The 15,666-nt window shown below is 32.9% G+C and carries 15 protein-coding genes and 1 pseudogene; 6 read left to right on the plus strand and 10 right to left on the minus strand.

Going from position 1 to position 15,666, the window contains the following annotated elements; all coding sequences use genetic code 11:
- The first annotated feature begins 39 nt into the window (after window positions 1-39).
- Window positions 40-1,677, plus strand: a complete 1,638-nt coding sequence (gene pckA, locus HRU50_RS14640; RefSeq protein WP_296351848.1) for a phosphoenolpyruvate carboxykinase (ATP) — start codon at window positions 40-42, stop codon at window positions 1,675-1,677.
- A 56-nt stretch (window positions 1,678-1,733) separates the two neighbouring features.
- Window positions 1,734-2,432, plus strand: coding sequence for a DUF2490 domain-containing protein (locus tag HRU50_RS14645; RefSeq protein ID WP_296351849.1), 699 nt, complete (start codon window positions 1,734-1,736; stop codon window positions 2,430-2,432).
- Between the two features lie 13 nt (window positions 2,433-2,445).
- Here HRU50_RS14645 and rlmF read toward each other — a convergent pair whose 3' ends face one another.
- From rlmF to HRU50_RS14660, 3 genes are read right to left on the minus strand one after another with little or no spacing between them, the layout of a single operon-like run.
- The gene (rlmF, locus tag HRU50_RS14650) at window positions 2,446-3,336 is read right to left on the minus strand and encodes a 23S rRNA (adenine(1618)-N(6))-methyltransferase RlmF (protein ID WP_296351850.1); all 891 of its coding nucleotides are present in this window, start codon (window positions 3,334-3,336) and stop codon (window positions 2,446-2,448) included.
- Window positions 3,329-4,489 (minus strand): aminotransferase class I/II-fold pyridoxal phosphate-dependent enzyme, encoded by a 1,161-nt coding sequence (locus tag HRU50_RS14655; RefSeq protein ID WP_296351851.1) that lies wholly within the window; start codon window positions 4,487-4,489, stop codon window positions 3,329-3,331. Before HRU50_RS14655 ends, rlmF begins: the two co-directional genes overlap by 8 nt.
- A gap of 34 nt (window positions 4,490-4,523) precedes the next feature.
- Window positions 4,524-5,381 (minus strand): Brp/Blh family beta-carotene 15,15'-dioxygenase, encoded by an 858-nt coding sequence (locus HRU50_RS14660; protein WP_296351852.1) that lies wholly within the window; start codon window positions 5,379-5,381, stop codon window positions 4,524-4,526.
- Window positions 5,382-5,621: 240 nt separating this feature from the next.
- Here HRU50_RS14660 and HRU50_RS14665 point away from each other — a divergent pair, with 240 nt between their 5' ends.
- From HRU50_RS14665 to HRU50_RS14670, 3 genes are all read left to right on the plus strand, one after another.
- On the plus strand, window positions 5,622-6,626 hold the full coding sequence (locus HRU50_RS14665) for a PAS domain-containing protein (protein ID WP_296351853.1): 1,005 nt from the start codon (window positions 5,622-5,624) through the stop codon (window positions 6,624-6,626).
- A 189-nt stretch (window positions 6,627-6,815) separates the two neighbouring features.
- Window positions 6,816-7,124 (plus strand): HAMP domain-containing sensor histidine kinase, encoded by a 309-nt coding sequence (locus HRU50_RS16060; protein ID WP_366927384.1) that lies wholly within the window; start codon window positions 6,816-6,818, stop codon window positions 7,122-7,124.
- Window positions 7,117-7,491, plus strand: coding sequence for a response regulator (locus tag HRU50_RS14670; RefSeq protein ID WP_296351854.1), 375 nt, complete (start codon window positions 7,117-7,119; stop codon window positions 7,489-7,491). The genes HRU50_RS16060 and HRU50_RS14670 overlap by 8 nt, the downstream gene beginning before the upstream one ends.
- A 29-nt stretch (window positions 7,492-7,520) precedes the next feature.
- On the opposite strand, the gene HRU50_RS14675 is transcribed toward HRU50_RS14670, so the two are convergent.
- Entirely contained in the window at window positions 7,521-8,393 is an 873-nt protein-coding gene (locus HRU50_RS14675) for a Brp/Blh family beta-carotene 15,15'-dioxygenase (protein ID WP_296351855.1), read from the minus strand.
- A gap of 104 nt (window positions 8,394-8,497) precedes the next feature.
- Here HRU50_RS14675 and HRU50_RS14680 point away from each other — a divergent pair, with 104 nt between their 5' ends.
- The gene (locus HRU50_RS14680; protein ID WP_296351856.1) at window positions 8,498-9,244 is read left to right on the plus strand and encodes a bacteriorhodopsin-like; all 747 of its coding nucleotides are present in this window, start codon (window positions 8,498-8,500) and stop codon (window positions 9,242-9,244) included.
- Window positions 9,245-9,295: 51 nt separating this feature from the next.
- Here HRU50_RS14680 and HRU50_RS14685 read toward each other — a convergent pair.
- From HRU50_RS14685 to ccsA, 6 genes and pseudogenes are all read right to left on the minus strand, one after another.
- Window positions 9,296-10,695 (minus strand): annotated as a pseudogene (locus HRU50_RS14685) (MATE family efflux transporter).
- Between the two features lie 125 nt (window positions 10,696-10,820).
- Entirely contained in the window at window positions 10,821-11,231 is a 411-nt protein-coding gene (locus HRU50_RS14690; RefSeq protein ID WP_296351857.1) for a hypothetical protein, read from the minus strand.
- Window positions 11,232-11,235: 4 nt separating this feature from the next.
- The gene (locus HRU50_RS14695; protein ID WP_296351858.1) at window positions 11,236-11,613 is read right to left on the minus strand and encodes a hypothetical protein; all 378 of its coding nucleotides are present in this window, start codon (window positions 11,611-11,613) and stop codon (window positions 11,236-11,238) included.
- The gene (locus HRU50_RS14700) at window positions 11,598-11,981 is read right to left on the minus strand and encodes an alkyl hydroperoxide reductase (protein WP_296351859.1); all 384 of its coding nucleotides are present in this window, start codon (window positions 11,979-11,981) and stop codon (window positions 11,598-11,600) included. The genes HRU50_RS14695 and HRU50_RS14700 overlap by 16 nt, the downstream gene beginning before the upstream one ends.
- A 137-nt stretch (window positions 11,982-12,118) precedes the next feature.
- Window positions 12,119-12,307, minus strand: coding sequence for a hypothetical protein (locus tag HRU50_RS14705; protein ID WP_296351860.1), 189 nt, complete (start codon window positions 12,305-12,307; stop codon window positions 12,119-12,121).
- A gap of 76 nt (window positions 12,308-12,383) precedes the next feature.
- On the minus strand, window positions 12,384-15,569 hold the full coding sequence (gene ccsA / locus HRU50_RS14710; protein ID WP_296351861.1) for a cytochrome c biogenesis protein CcsA: 3,186 nt from the start codon (window positions 15,567-15,569) through the stop codon (window positions 12,384-12,386).
- Window positions 15,570-15,666: the final 97 nt, after the last annotated feature.

Here is a 15,666-nt window from a genome sequence, read left to right on the forward strand (position 1 = left end):
AGTGATTTAAAAGTTGGGAAAAATCATAAATAATATATCATGGAAACATTATTGAGAGAACCGAAAAAGACTTCAAGAGACCTTACCAGATATGGATTAAAGGACACTGTTGCACATTGGAACTTATCTCCTGAAAAACTGCAAGCTATTACAGTTGAAAAAGGAATGGGACGGGAAACTGCTAATGGAACATTAGCAATTAACACAGGGAAATTTACTGGTCGTTCTCCTCAAGATCGTTTTCTTGTTGAGGATGATTACACAAGAGATAGAGTTTGGTGGGGAAAAACTAACAAAGCCATATCACCAGAAAACTTCGATTACCTTCAATCTGAAATAGAAAAATATCTAAGTGGTAAGGAAATCTTTGTAAGAGACGGATTTGTTTGTGCTGACCCTAAATACAGAATGGGTGTTAGAACCATAACAGAATATCCTTGGTCTAATATGTTTATTTATAACATGTTCTTAAGACCAACGGCTGAAGAATTAGAACATTTTGAAGAAGAATGGTTGGTACTTTGTGCTCCTGGATACGAGTGTCCTACATTTAAAGAGCATGGATTAAGACAAGGAAATTTCTCTATTTTAAATTTCACAAAAAAAATAGCCCTTGTTGGAGGATCAGCTTATACTGGTGAAATGAAGAAAGGTATATTTTCTGCCTTAAATATGATTTTACCTGTCGATAAGGACGTTTTACCTATGCACTGTTCTGCTAACGTAGGCGAAAAAGGTGACACAGCTATATTCTTTGGTTTATCTGGCACAGGAAAAACAACTTTGTCTGCTGACCCTAATCGTCGTCTTATTGGTGATGATGAACATGGTTGGACAGCAGAGAACAGAATATTTAATTTTGAAGGCGGATGTTACGCCAAAACCATTGATTTAACGGAAGAAAAAGAACCAGAAATATATAGAGCAATAAAACCAGGTGCCATTTTAGAAAATGTCATTTTCAAAGACAATAACGAAGTTGATTACTTTGATAGCACCATTACACAGAATACAAGAGTAAGTTATCCATTGTATCACATAGACGATATTCAAACACCATCTTATGCAGATAACCCTAAGAATATCTTCTTCCTAACATGTGATGCATTTGGTGTGTTACCACCAGTTTCAAAATTAACTCCAGGACAAGCAGCCTATCACTTTATATCTGGATATACTGCTAAAGTAGCCGGAACAGAAGCTGGAATTACCGAGCCAGTACCTTCGTTTTCGGCTTGTTTCGGTGAGCCATTTATGCCTTTACATCCTACAAAATATGCCGAGATGTTAAGCAAAAAAATGCAAGAAGCAGGAGTTAATGTTTGGTTAGTTAATACTGGCTGGAGTGGCGGACCGTATGGCGTTGGTTCTCGTATAAAACTAAAATATACAAGAGCAATGATTACGGCTATACTTAATGGAGATTTAGACAATGTGGATTACCATCAACATCCAATTTTTGGATTATTTATGCCAAAATATTGTCCAGATGTTCCAACAGAAATATTAGATCCAATGAATACTTGGTTGCAAAAAGGAGTTTACATTAGTAAAGCTATTCAATTAGCACACTCGTTCCATTTAAACTTCGAGAAATTTGCAAGCGAGGCTTCAGACCAAATAATTGAAGGTGGCCCTTTAATTGATGAGCATCATCATTTAAACGATCACGTATAAATTCCATGACTGTGAAGAGCCCAGAAATGGGCTCTTCTTTATGTCTAAAGACAATAATGAGAACAAAATTTTTAATTACACTTTTAACACTTTACTTTCATTCATCAATCTACTCACAAAACTTAGGAGAATCCACATGGGGTTCTTGGAATGAAATAACATCATCAAACAGAATTTCTAACAAGTTTAGCGTCAACGGTTCATTTACGAACTGGAATTACGAGACAACCTTAAACAAACCTCAACTAATTCTAGGTATCATAGGAGTCAACTATCATTTTAATAAAAAAATATCTGCCGGATTTGGTTATGCCTCCGGTAATATTGATACCTCTTTTGAGGTAAATGAAGTTCCTGATATTTTAGAAAATCGTTTTTTAGAACAAGTCGTGTATAAACACAAGCTATTTCACTTAAACTGGTCTCACCGATTTAGGTTAGAACAACGATTTTTAGAATATGAACATGAAGACTTATTAATACATAGAGTACGTTATCGCTTTAAGGGCAAACAACCACTTAGTGAATTATTTTTTGTGTCATTTTATGACGAAATTCATTTTAATCTCAATGAATTTGTTTTTCAACAAAACAGAGCATATCTGGGAATTGGACTAAATTTAACCGAGCATTCAAATATTGACTTAGGTTATGCAAGACATTCTTTTAAAACAAAAAGTTTTAATAGAATTTCATTACAGCTCAATTTAAAATATGACTTTAGAAAACCTAAGCACAAATTAGCACAGCTGTAAAATGGTAAAACATTTAATAATTCCAATGCTGTTGTTCCTTCTTTGTAAGAAAGGTCCACGCTACTACTCTACTCACCTTATTTCCTAAAGAGACATCTAGTAACTTAATTTCAGTTGCTCCTAATTTTTTTAAAGACTTTTTTAAATCTTTTATGAGTTCTTTTTTTGATACCAAACTTGTGTACCAATAACAATTGGTCTTTAACTTTGAGCTTTGGTAAATATAGTTGTGCAAAAAAGCCTTTTCGCCTCCTTTATACCATAGTTCATTAGATGTACCACTAAAATTCCTTACCGAATTATTAGTTGTTTTACCTAATCCTTTTAATTTTCGTGCGGTATTTTGAATAGCTTCTTCTTCATCTTTATAAAACGGCGGATTACACATTGTTGCAGTAATGATCTCTGAAGTATCTATTATTCCATCTAAAATAGATTCAGATCTTGGTTGAAGTCGTAACTCAATCCGAGATTGCAAATTATTTTTTTGGACAATGCGGGTCACATTTTCAAAAGAGTTTTTATCAATTTCTGAAGCAATAAAATGCCAATTATAAATTGAAGTTCCCAAAAGTGGATAAATACAGGTTGCTCCAGTTCCTATATCTAAAACTTTGATGCTTTTATTTAGATTTGAAGACTCCAATAATTCTTTTAGAACATGAATGTATTCTGCTCGTCCAGGAATTGGTGGACATAAATTATCATCCGAAAACTCCCAGTAATTAATACCATAATACGTCTTTAACAATGCGGAATTTAATGTCTTAACAGCATCAGGATTAGAAAAATCTATAGTTTCTGAACCATACTTATTCGTAAATACGTAGGATATCAACTTTGGATAACACTGTATCAAAGTTTCAAAATCATAGCATTTAGAATGAAGGTTATTCTTATGCAAACGAAGCTTGTTTAGTTACTTTTAAGGCTTGTTTAATATCATTTTTTAAGTCTTTAATATCCTCTATTCCAACTGAAAAACGTAACAATTGATTGCTGATACCAACAGCATGACGTTCTTCTTGTGTTAATAATGAATGAGAGGTTAAATGCGGCGATAGTATTGTACTTTCAACTCCAGCTAGACTCATAGAAGATTTAATGAGCTTTAGTTCTTGTTGAAACTGTTGTGAGTCTAGTTCTTCAACCAATTCAAAAGATAACATAGCACCAAAACCTTTCATTTGAGATTTTGCAAGTTGATATTCTGGATGAGATTTTAAACCTGGATAATATACCTTACTTATTTTAGGATGCTTATCTAACCATTTAGCGAGCTTTAAAGCGTTTTTGGTTTGTGCCTTAACACGAAGACCTAAAGTTTTCATGCTACGTTCTAACATCCAAACGGTCATATCGCTTAAACTTCCACCTAGATTTTTACCAACATTCCATATGCGCTCAATATGTTCTTTTGAACTTGCAACGGCACCAGCACAAATATCGCTGTGTCCACCAAAGTACTTAGTAGCAGAATGCATCACCATATCAATCCCCAAATCTATAGGATTCTGATTTACAGGTGAAGCAAACGTATTATCTATAGAAGTTACTATTCCTTTAGATTTACCTAATTCTGCAATAGCTTTAATATCTGTTATGGTCAATAAAGGATTTGAAGGTGTTTCTATATGAATCAACTTGGTATTAGCTTGTATCGCAGCCTTAAAATCTTCAACCTTATAACCATTGGTAAAGGTATATTCGATACCATATTTAGGAAACTCTTCTTTAATAAAATTTACTGTGCCGCCATACAATGTATTTTGGACAACCAAATGATCACCTTTTTGCAGAAAAGCCAAAAACATGGTACTTATAGCGGCCATACCAGAACCAAATATCATGGCGTCTTCAGTATGCTCTAATACTGCAATTTTTTTTGATAAATACTCTTGATTTGGTGTGTTAAAATATCTTGGGTAACGTTTTACATCAACATCTATAAACTCATAAGAAGAGCTTAAATACATAGGTGATACAGCACCTTTAAATTGTTCATCCTTAATTTCACCAACATGGGTGCATATGGTATTTAATCCTAACTTTTTCATGACATAAAAATAAGTATAAGAATTAAGATTTCCCTTATTTCCTATTCACAAAAGACATCACTATTACATGAGAGACAATGATAGAAGTTAAAAAGGTGAATAATATGGTATTAAGATTAATGCTATAAGTAATACAATAAAAATAAAGGATAACTGTAATAATTAATGACAATATCCAGTAGAAGAAAGATGATTTAAAATATTGGTAATAATTCATTCTATTAACGTCTCCAAACATAATCTTAATTTGATCTCTAATACTTGGTATTGAATGCCAAAAAATAAAATAGATTGTAAAACCCCATAGCAGCGAAACATACTTAAAAAGAAGAGCAAAAATCAATATTAAAAGAATCTCATGTAAATGCCGAGAAGTTTCTCTTAAGTTGTTAAGACTTAAAACATATAATAAAACTGTCAATACCAAGCTGAAAACAACGAGGTAATTGAAGATTGTAAAAGAAAAATCAAAATCTAAAAACTGTAAAACTACTGTAGAGGCTTCTTCTTTATTAAAATAAAATAACAAACTAAAAATCATACTACCATAACTAAAGTATAATAACCTACTTAACACATTAGATGATATCATTTTATTATGGAAATGTTGCTCACCAAAATGGTAACAGCTTGCTAGCATAAAAACGGTAAAGGCGAGTATTAGATTAAAGAAAAAAATTAGAATACAGACATAAATTAAAACATTATAAAACAATAATGGTTTTTTAAGCCATTTTTTATCAGCTTTAATGTGTTTTAGTAATGCTAAGTCATTAGAACCATGAATAACCCCAACAGTTAGGATTAAAAAATAGGACAGATACTCCTGCTTAAAACCATTTAATTCAAAATTCAGAAATGTCGTAATAGCAAAAGAAAGTTGGTCTGTCAAAATTTAAAAGTATTGACCTTAAAAATATATAAATAACTTCTATTCATTAGAATTATTCCGCCTTACCTTAAGAAAATTCAAATTTTCATATCATAAATCAATAAACCACTAAAAATTAGTCAATTGTTTTTTTTTTCTAAAAATAAGCAGTAACTTATTAACGTTTTCTTAACCTTTCTTGAGGTTACATATAAACATTCTAATAACGACAATTATTGATTAACAAATTGCTCCCCTTACATGAAGCATTACCTAGAAAAAGAATTAGAAGACCTTTTAAAAGCTGATAGCAAACTATTTAAATTCATTCAAAACCACTCTTTGGACGGTATGTGGTATTGGGATCTTGAAAACCAAAACGAAGAGTACATGGATGAGCGCTTTTGGCATGTACTAGGTTATGATCCTAAAACGAAGAAGCATTCACCACAAGAGTGGATAGAACTTATTGATCCCGAACATTTAGAATTGGCTAAAGAGAATTTAGCAAAACATCTTGAAGACCCAAACTATCCTTATGACCAAATTGTTCGATATAAGCATAAAAATGGCAAAGATGTTTGGGTACGTTGCCGTGGCGTAGCGCTTAGAGATAAGAGCGGTACACCAACCAGAATGTTAGGGTGCCATAACGAGATTACCGATGTTAAGGAAAGTGAAAAAAAATCATTAGAACAGCTTATGTCCTACAGAGCGCTGGTAGAAACCCAAAGCTTGTTTTATGTAAAAACCGATATTAAAGGTAATTATACTTATGCTAATAATTGCTTTCTTAATAGATTTGGTTACAGGTTGAATGAACTTTTAGGTTCTAATTCTATGTTTACAATTTGTGAAGAAGACCATCAAAAGACCTATCAAATTGTTCAAAAATGTTTTGAAGAGCCTAATGTACCACATCCTGTTATTTTAAGAAAACCATACAGTGATGGGCAGATAAGATCTAACCATTGGGAGTTTTATGGTGTTACTGATGCTGAAGGTAATGTTTGTGAGATTATGTGTGTTGGAGTAGAAATTACCGAGTTGGTAGATCGTAGCTTACAATTGCAAAGGCTATTAGACGTTGAGGCGGATAAAAACGATCGTTTACAACAACATAGCTACATTACATCGCACAACATAAGAAACTCAGTAGCAAATATGGTGGGTTTGGTTGACATGATTGAGGATGACCCAGATAATTTAAAGGAGTATGTTGATATGATGAAATCTAGTGTACATGCGCTAGATACAACTTTATAAAACTTAACCAAACTGCTGACTGAGGAGAAGGAAGCTGAGTTTGCACAATTAGAAAATATTAATGTAACAGATGCCCTAAAACGGATCATTGCTTTAGAAACTGGTGAAATCTCAAATCTAAATGCCAACATTGAAATAAATGGATCTGAGAATATTATATTAAAAACTTTACCAGTATTTTTTGATAGTATTTTTCACAATCTTATATCTAATGCCTTAAAATATGGTATTAACAAAACTAATAATCTTATCGAGGTAAATATTGGCTACGAGGAGGAAAACCTGTTTATAGAAATTAAAGATTTTGGTGATGGTTTTAACCTTCCCAACAATGCAGAATTACTTTTTAGACTAGGTACAAGATTAGATAGTAATAAAATAGGCCAAGGTTTAGGTCTGTTTATAACAAAGCATCATGCAAAGACAATAGGCGCTAATATAGCTGTTACCTCAATTGAAGGAAAAGGTGCAGCCTTTAAAGTTATATGGAATGACTAAGGTTTATAAATTATTACTCATCGATGATGATGAAATTTTCTTAAAACTTGCAAAGATGAGGTTTAAGATGAAACTAAGTGGCAAGGTTACAATTTCTACAGCTATCAACGCTTCAGAAATATCTGAACAAATGGAGAAGAACCAATTTGATATGATATTTATTGATCTAAATATGCCAGGCATCACAGGTTGGCAAGTTATAGAGAAATATAAAGATAAATTAGCATTGCCATCATGTACGGCATTTATATGCTCAAGCTCCATTGATCCAAAAGACCATCTTAAAGCTGCTAATATGAGTGGCATTATCGAGAAAATGATATCAAAACCAATTGATATTGATTATATAAGAACTTTTTTAGATTAACTTAACTATGCTATAGCCTAACACAATACTCATACTTCTTTATTCATAAGATACATAACCACAACATGAGGGACTGTTATAGCTGCTAAAAAAGCAAAAAATACAGTGATAAAATCTACATTAAAATAAGAGGTTGTATAGTAAAGTATTACTAATCCAGCAACAGAAATTAGCCAATATACAAAGGACGATTTTACGTACTGCATGAAGCTTACTTTACTTTCATCACCATACAACACTTTTATTTGATCCTGTAAACTTGGTATTGAATGCCATACTATAAAATATATTGAAAATGCCCAAAGTAAGGCTGCCTTATCAAACAAAACAATAAATAGTACTATTAGAAAAGCCTCCTGAAAATGATTTGTATTTTTTGTAAAGTTCTTAAAATTGACTACATAAAAACAAAGCGTAGCGACTAACCCTGTAATTAAAAACCAAAAGAAATGTGATCGTGAAAATGAAACATCAATTAATTCTTTAATTATAATTGAGGTTTGTTCTGCATTAAAATAAAACAACATACCAAATATGAGAGCACCGTATGACACAAATAATAGCCTAGAAGATGTATTAAGTTGCTTAATTTGATTGTGAAAATGTTGTTCGCCAAAATGATAACAACTTATAATAACAAAGAAAAATAAAGCCAAAGAAGAAGAAAACAAAAAGGCTACTATATTTAGAAGTATCAGAACGGTATAATATATTAAATACTTTCTTGACAATTTCTTTTCACCTTTTAAAACACTTATTAAGGCTAAATCATTCGAACCATGTAAAATTCCTATGGTTATTATTAGTGCGTACGCAAGGTATTCTTCTAACGACGTATTTAATTGTATGGTCAACCAAAATAAAAATACCGTTAATACCAAGTTAAAAACTGAAGACTTCATAATATAAAGGTACTCAAATTATTATTTGTTTATTTTTTTTATGAAAATTTTAAACATTTTATGTTTAATCTTTTTTATTTTTGATTAAACAATAAAGCAATATTATGAAACTACTAACTATGCTCATCGGTGGTGCTCAACAAATGGCAACAGATGACTACGTAGGCTTTACATTCTTTGTAGGATGTATGGCCATGATGGCTGCATCAGCCTTTTTCTTTTTATCAATGAATAGCTTTGATAAAAAATGGAGAACTTCGATCCTTGTTTCTGGATTAATTACATTTATCGCAGCAGTACACTACTGGTACATGAGAGACTATTGGGCTTCTTTTATGGAGTCCCCTACATTTTTTAGATATGTAGACTGGGTTCTTACAGTACCCTTAATGTGTGTTGAATTCTATTTAATCCTTAAAGTAGCTGGCGCTAAAAAGTCGCTTATGTGGCAAATGATCTTTTTATCGGTAGTAATGCTTGTAACAGGTTATTTCGGGGAAGCAGTACACACTGCAGCACCTGGACCTGCTATTTGGGGATTAATCTCAGGTTTAGCGTATTTCGCAATCGTATATATTATATGGTTCGGAGAAGCGAAAAAATTAGCAGAAAAAGCAGGTGGAGCTGTACTTAAAGCACACAAAACCCTATGTTGGTTTGTATTAGTAGGTTGGGCGATCTATCCATTAGGATATATGGCTGGAACTGAAGGTTGGTACGACGGCTTAGCTGGTCTTGGCTTAAACATGGATGTGATCTACAACATCGGTGACGCAGTAAACAAAATTGGTTTCGGATTAGTAGTGTATGGTTTAGCTGTTGCAGCTACATCTAACACTTCTGAAGCTTAATTAATCTCAACTTAATTAGTTAGAAAAGCCTTTCTGTTAAGAAAGGCTTTTTTATACTTTGATAGATTTCCATTTCCCTTTTTTAAACCACACGAGTCCAATAACGGTTATCATAACCTCAGCAAGCGTAATTGAAATAAAAACACCTAATGGGCCAAAATCTAATATAATGGCAGTAATATAGGCTAATGGCAATTGAAACAGCCAAAAACAAACAAAATTAATCCATGTTGGTGTGCCTGTATCACCAGCACCATTAAAAGCATTAATAATTACCATACCATAGCCATAAAACACGTAGCCTGCAGCAATAATTCTAAGGCATTAAGCACCATTTCTAACAACTTCAGGCTCTTGGGTAAACCAGGAAATAATTTGAGGTGAAAAAATGAGATAAATTATAGATACACTACCCATAAAAATTGCACTGTACTTACCCGTTTTCCAAACAGATGCTTCTGCTCTATCAGGTTTTTGTGCCCCTAAATTCTGACCAACTAAAGTTGCCGCCGCATTACTCATTCCCCAAGCAGGCATTAATGTAAACATCATAACTCTAATAGCGACAGTATAACCTGCAAGAACCTCACTTCCAAACTCACTCATTATTCGCATCAAAAAAACCCATGAGGAAGTACCAATTAAAAATTGCCCAATACCACCAAGTGAAACTTTTATGAGATTCAACATCACCGAAATATGAATAACTAAATCTTTAAAAGCTAGTTTAATTTTACTCCAACCATAAAAAAGTACAGCCAATTGAAAAATAACAGCCACTCCACGGCCAATAGTTGTGGCTATAGCTGCACCTTTCACACCATATGCCGGAATTGGTCCAAGACCAAAAATAAATATAGGATCGAGAATAATATTTAAGCTGTTTGATAGTATTAATGCCCACATTGCAATTAAGGCGTCTCCAGCACCTCTAAAAATAGCATTGATCAAAAACAAAAGCATGATCGTAACATTACCGCCAAGCAAAACTTGTGTATAACCATAACCTTCAGCAATAAGATCATCCTCACCACCCATTAAACTCAATATCTCTTTAGGATAAAATACACCAATCATACTTATGATAATAGCTACTAAGATTCCTAAAAAAATCACCTGAACCGCTGCTTTTGAAGCTCCAGCTCTATCGTCTTCTCCTATTCTTCTAGCAACAATAGCCGTTGCAGCCATACTCAAACCAATAGCAACCGCATAAACTAAAGTAATTACAGATTCTGTAAGACCAATAGTTGCAACTGCATTTACACTTACCTTAGAAACATAAAAATATCCACAATAGCAAAAATGGATTCCATGACCATTTCTAAAATCATAGGAATTGAAAGCATAAATACAGCACGTCTTATACTACCTGAGGTGAAATCTTGTTCCTTTCCTGAAACAGCCTGTTTAAATAAATGAAATACTTCTTTAATAGAATAAGATTGCATTGAGAATTGGTATTGGATTGATTTAACGACTAGCTTTTTAACTAGACAATTGATAAGAATTAAGGCATAAAAATCTTTACCTATGTGTTGTACACAATCAACATATCACAAATATGCACATTATTCTAAATATAGTTAAGGAGCGAAAGAAAAAATAATAATGACCATAATGCAGTTCGAAACCAATTTAGGTTAACTAATCTTACAGTTGTAGAAGACTCAAACTTATTTTGGTCAATCTTTTGATGCAATGGAACAAAAAGTAAGAAAGTCAATAACCATAGAATTATAATTATAAACAAACTAGCAATAGTATAAAGATTTAATCCATTTAACACTTGAATCACACTTATAATAAGTTGACTAACCATTAATGGAAGTACAATAATCGTTACACGACCGGTGTAAATTCGATGCCACTTTAATAAGCTTGTGTTTTGGTAATACGTAAAACTAGGATAAATAATAAGTTGTACAATCCATATTAATACCACAAGTCCAAAATCTATGAGTAGGCGCAATAAACCAATATCCATCTATTCAACCTTTAACTTTCCAGACCCACCATATTAAAATAGGATGTATAACCAACAAACGTATCCAAGCAATAATTGGATAAACACATAAGGCATCTGGAACACAAGAACCTATTTGTATAAAATAAACGTGAGAAGGTATAAATGCGACAAGCATGGCGATTAAACCAAAAGCAGCAAGTCTTCCTGTTGTTTTAAATACAATTCCAATGGCTAATACAACTTCTACAACACCGGCGATATAATTAATCATCAAAGGACATGGTAGATAATCAGGAATTAATCCCAAATAGAAATTTGGATTTATAAAATGATAGGTGCCAGCGAAAGCATAAAATACAATAAGGCTAATTTTTAATAATCCCTTTACTTTAATTTCCATTTATAGTCTTTATGTACTTTTCTTAAAATAAGGAAGAAAGGAATCCACCATATAAAATCATTGGTAATAAGTGTATATATAAACTCAAATGGAACTATATCTTGGGCATAATTGAAGAAGAAGCCTATAGGCCCAAATATTTTCCCTAAAAAACCCACAGCTAAAATAGGCCAATGCCTCATGGGGTCATAAGAAGCCCACCAATAACCCAAACCATAGACACCAATAACCATACCCATTCCCTGCCATACCATAGCATGGTTTAAAGGCTCCATACCTACTAATTCAAAGAAATGATTAGGAAATAGAACTACCCAAGCACCCCAGATAATATTATAAAAAGCAGCAAGACGTAATGTTAGTTTCATTCCCGAAAATTAAAAATGATATTCAGAAAGTGATAGCACAGTATTATTCTTTATCTATTTTATTATAAGCGCGTATCATAGCGATGGCCCATAAAGCCACAAGAGCAATAACAACAACAGAAAACCAAAAAACTATTTCATTCGCTGTCATTATCAACAAGTTTTAAATAAATCATTACACCTAATAGTGTTGGTGCCCAAAGACCAATAAAAATGCCATGCATTTCATCGCCTGATAAAAATAAATATTCTGCAACAAGAATTATAACCGCGCATAAAACCAGCATAAACAGGTTTGCGGTACCTAATTTTTTGAAGTATTCCATTTTTTGGGATTAGTTAACTCTTTAAAAGTAAGAAAAATAATGCTTGGTCCCCAGATAATCATAGGAAATGTCAATACTACTTGTAATGTAGCTTATACTTTCTGTAAGCAAAGAAGGCCAAAATTCCAATTAAACCTAGTGCAATAGCTATAAATTGAAAACTTATGATTTGATCACCGCTTGCATAGGCATGTAAACCAGATAAGTAGAAATTAACACCAAAGTACGTCATTAAAATACTTCCAAAAGCAAGAATAGACATTAAATTATATAACCAACGACCTCTTAATCCTGGTACTAATCTCATGTGTATAACAAAAGCATAAATCATGATACTAATTAAGGCCCAAGTTTCTTTAGGATCCCAACCCCAATAACGTCCCCAACTTTCATTTGCCCACATACCACCAAGAAAGTTCCCTATAGTTAACATGATAAGACCAACGGTTAGAACCATTTCATTAATTACAGTAATTTCCTTGATATTAATATCTATACGTTTTTTGTTTTCTTTATTAGTCAAAATCATTAAAAGTAAAGCGATAATACCCAAAATCGCACCTATAGCAAATGGTCCATAACTTGCCACAATCACGGATACATGAATCATTAACCAATAACCTTGTAGAACTGGCTCTAAATTTGCTATAGCTGGATCCATCCAAGACCAATGTGCCACCATTAAGATCATCGCACTCACAAACGCAGCAGCTGCTATAGTTAGGTTACTTTTTCTACCAAATAAAAGCCCAAATAACATCACTGACCACGCAACATAAATTAAGGATTCATAAGCATCACTCCAAGGTGCATGACCAGATAAATACCAACGCCAAATTAAACCACCTGTATGAAGTAAAAACAGCAGTACTATAATACCTGTAAATATCTTCACAGCCGTTTTTACCCATTTACTTTTGTAATCTAAAATTTGAATGATTAACAATACAAATAAAAAGGTAGTAGCATACAAATAGTAACTGAATAACTTTTTGAAGATATCGTATTTGTTATACATTATCTCTGCTTTCACCTTTTCATCAGAAAGCATCACTTCGTTTCCAAAGCGTTTTTGAGTTTCCTTAAAATTATCAAGAAGTTTTTCTGCATTTTCAAAATTACCCGATTGCTTCGCGTTGTTTAAGGTCATTAAATAAAATCTAAAACCATTATTTACAAAGCCTCTATACAATGAATCCTGAATAATTTGGTTATAACCTTCTTGTTGATATTCATAAGAAGAAATCCATTTATTATTCTCATCTTCGGGTACAGGGAAAATTTTGATATTTCTTCCTTCTATGGCATCAGATAATAAACTTAATCGACCATAGGTGTTTTTTATTTCTTTCTGAAATCCACTTGGTATTTGTGCTTTGTAAGCATCTTCTATATATGGCCCCAATTTGTTTCTTCCATCCTCAGTAAAAAAGTTTAATAAACTCACATATTTTTCATCTGTAGAAACACCTATAATGGATCTTATAGAATCTGCTTTTCTTGGTGTGAGATAAATCACTGGCATGTTATACCATAATGTCGGACTTTCTTGAATAGATAAGAACACTTGCGAGGCACTTAAGCCTTCATAAGTATCGTGCTTGCTTAATTTTCTTAGCATCTCAGAAGCATAGGTATGAATTGGCATCATACGACCGCTGTAATCCTGAATGACCAATTCCGAGAATTTTTCAGCATGTTCTTTAGGTGTAATATTCGCTTGTAAAATTGAATCTAGACGTTCTTTAGTTGGAAAGTCATTAGCATGATTGTGCGTATCATTGCCTTGGGCAAATCCAACCAAACCAAAGAATAAAAGAAGCATAGTCATCATCTTAGCCTTCTTTTCATTTAATTTAAATAAACGCTTTCTTAAGTCATCAAAACGTGTACTTCTAGCAAATAGAATCGCCATTAAACCAAAGTATAATAATAAATAACCTGCATAAGTCAACAAGGTTCCCCAACGGTCATAATTCACTGATAACACAGTTCCTTTTTCATCAGGGTCAAAACTTGCTTGAAAAAATCGGTAACCTCTATGGTCAAGAATATGATTCATGTAGATATGATAATCAAAGTCTCCTTCTTGCTGGTCTAAAACAGTGACTTTACTCTCGTATGAAGAATATGCCTTTTCTGTACCTGGATATTTCTCTGCGATAAAATCATTTAATTTTACTTGAAAAGGTAATTGCTCTAATCTAGAGCCAAATCGTAATGCAATGTCCAAGCCGCCAACTTTTACTTCTTCCATTCGATTATATGTGCCTTGACCACCAATTAGATTGACATTTTTGGTGTCGCCATTTGCTGTGACTTGTAATACAATTCCACTTTGATCACCTTTAAGAATTTGAGGTTTTTTTACAATATCAAAAACACCTTTAACAACTGGTTTTGGAAATACAAACTGCATATCTCCAATCACATATAAAGAACGTAAACTTAATGGCTGCAAACTATCTTTAACTAAGGTTCCTCTTGAGTTTGTTGCCATAACTTGGTACTCACCTTCAAATGGCGATTTTATGAACATCCCTTCATCCGTATCGTAAATATTAATGGCGCCTTCTTGTTCTTTATTTAATGAGATTAATACATTATGTAAACTTGATACTTCACCTTCTTTCAGAAAATGGTTATGTCTATTTCCACCACTTGCTTCAACAATTTTTAGATAGCGTTCCCCGTTTTCATTCGGAATAATATCTTTCTCAGCACCTCTAATGAATTTCTTCAATTTTATATCAACAACATTTTCCCCATAGGTGTAAGATTTCTCAAAATCATTATCTAATCGATGAGAAAAATCAACTTCCTCCATGATATTACGTTGTTGCAATTGCCCGTTAATAGCATAATCACCAAGAATTCTACCACTGACATAGGTTTTTTGTGATCTAAACTGACTTTCGGTTGCACCTTCGCGTATAGACATCATGCCTTCATAACCAATGTAGCGCGTTACAAAAGCCCCAAGCAGAATCAAAATAAATGAAACGTGCAAAATCAGTGTTGCCCACTTTTCCTTTTTATGTAGTTTATATCTGAAAATATTTCCAACAAAATTGATAACAAAAAACACCATAATAGCTTCAAACCACCAAGCATTATATATTAGCGTTCTTGTATATGGAGTTGGTGACGTATCCATGTTTCTATCTAGGATAGTACCTGCAGCCATGGCAACGGCAAAAACAATAAATAAAACAGCTGTAAGTTTGGTTGAAAACAGGAAGTTAGCGATTTTCTTTTGCATAAGATTTAGGCTTATTTTAAGCGCGACAAAGATAAGGCTTAAAAACGTTTTTATCCACACTTTTCGGTTTCAAAAAGCGTTAAAATTCATTCAAAAA

The organism is Winogradskyella sp., from assembly GCF_013213835.1.
Taxonomy (GTDB): Bacteria; Bacteroidota; Bacteroidia; order Flavobacteriales; family Flavobacteriaceae; genus Winogradskyella.

What these genes read in the sequence shown, in the direction of transcription:
- pckA (WP_296351848.1), top strand. Translation starts at nt 40, where the DNA reads ATGGAAACATTATTGAGAGAACCGAAAAAGACTTCAAGAGACCTTACC.
- HRU50_RS14645 (WP_296351849.1), top strand. Translation starts at nt 1,734, where the DNA reads ATGAGAACAAAATTTTTAATTACACTTTTAACACTTTACTTTCATTCA.
- HRU50_RS14655 (WP_296351851.1), bottom strand. Translation starts at nt 4,489, where the DNA reads ATGAAAAAGTTAGGATTAAATACCATATGCACCCATGTTGGTGAAATT.
- HRU50_RS14665 (WP_296351853.1), top strand. Translation starts at nt 5,622, where the DNA reads ATGAAGCATTACCTAGAAAAAGAATTAGAAGACCTTTTAAAAGCTGAT.
- HRU50_RS14670 (WP_296351854.1), top strand. Translation starts at nt 7,117, where the DNA reads ATGACTAAGGTTTATAAATTATTACTCATCGATGATGATGAAATTTTC.
- HRU50_RS14675 (WP_296351855.1), bottom strand. Translation starts at nt 8,393, where the DNA reads ATGAAGTCTTCAGTTTTTAACTTGGTATTAACGGTATTTTTATTTTGG.
- HRU50_RS14680 (WP_296351856.1), top strand. Translation starts at nt 8,498, where the DNA reads ATGAAACTACTAACTATGCTCATCGGTGGTGCTCAACAAATGGCAACA.
- HRU50_RS14690 (WP_296351857.1), bottom strand. Translation starts at nt 11,231, where the DNA reads ATGGATATTGGTTTATTGCGCCTACTCATAGATTTTGGACTTGTGGTA.
- HRU50_RS14695 (WP_296351858.1), bottom strand. Translation starts at nt 11,613, where the DNA reads ATGGAAATTAAAGTAAAGGGATTATTAAAAATTAGCCTTATTGTATTT.
- HRU50_RS14700 (WP_296351859.1), bottom strand. Translation starts at nt 11,981, where the DNA reads ATGAAACTAACATTACGTCTTGCTGCTTTTTATAATATTATCTGGGGT.
- HRU50_RS14705 (WP_296351860.1), bottom strand. Translation starts at nt 12,307, where the DNA reads ATGGAATACTTCAAAAAATTAGGTACCGCAAACCTGTTTATGCTGGTT.
- ccsA (WP_296351861.1), bottom strand. Translation starts at nt 15,569, where the DNA reads ATGCAAAAGAAAATCGCTAACTTCCTGTTTTCAACCAAACTTACAGCT.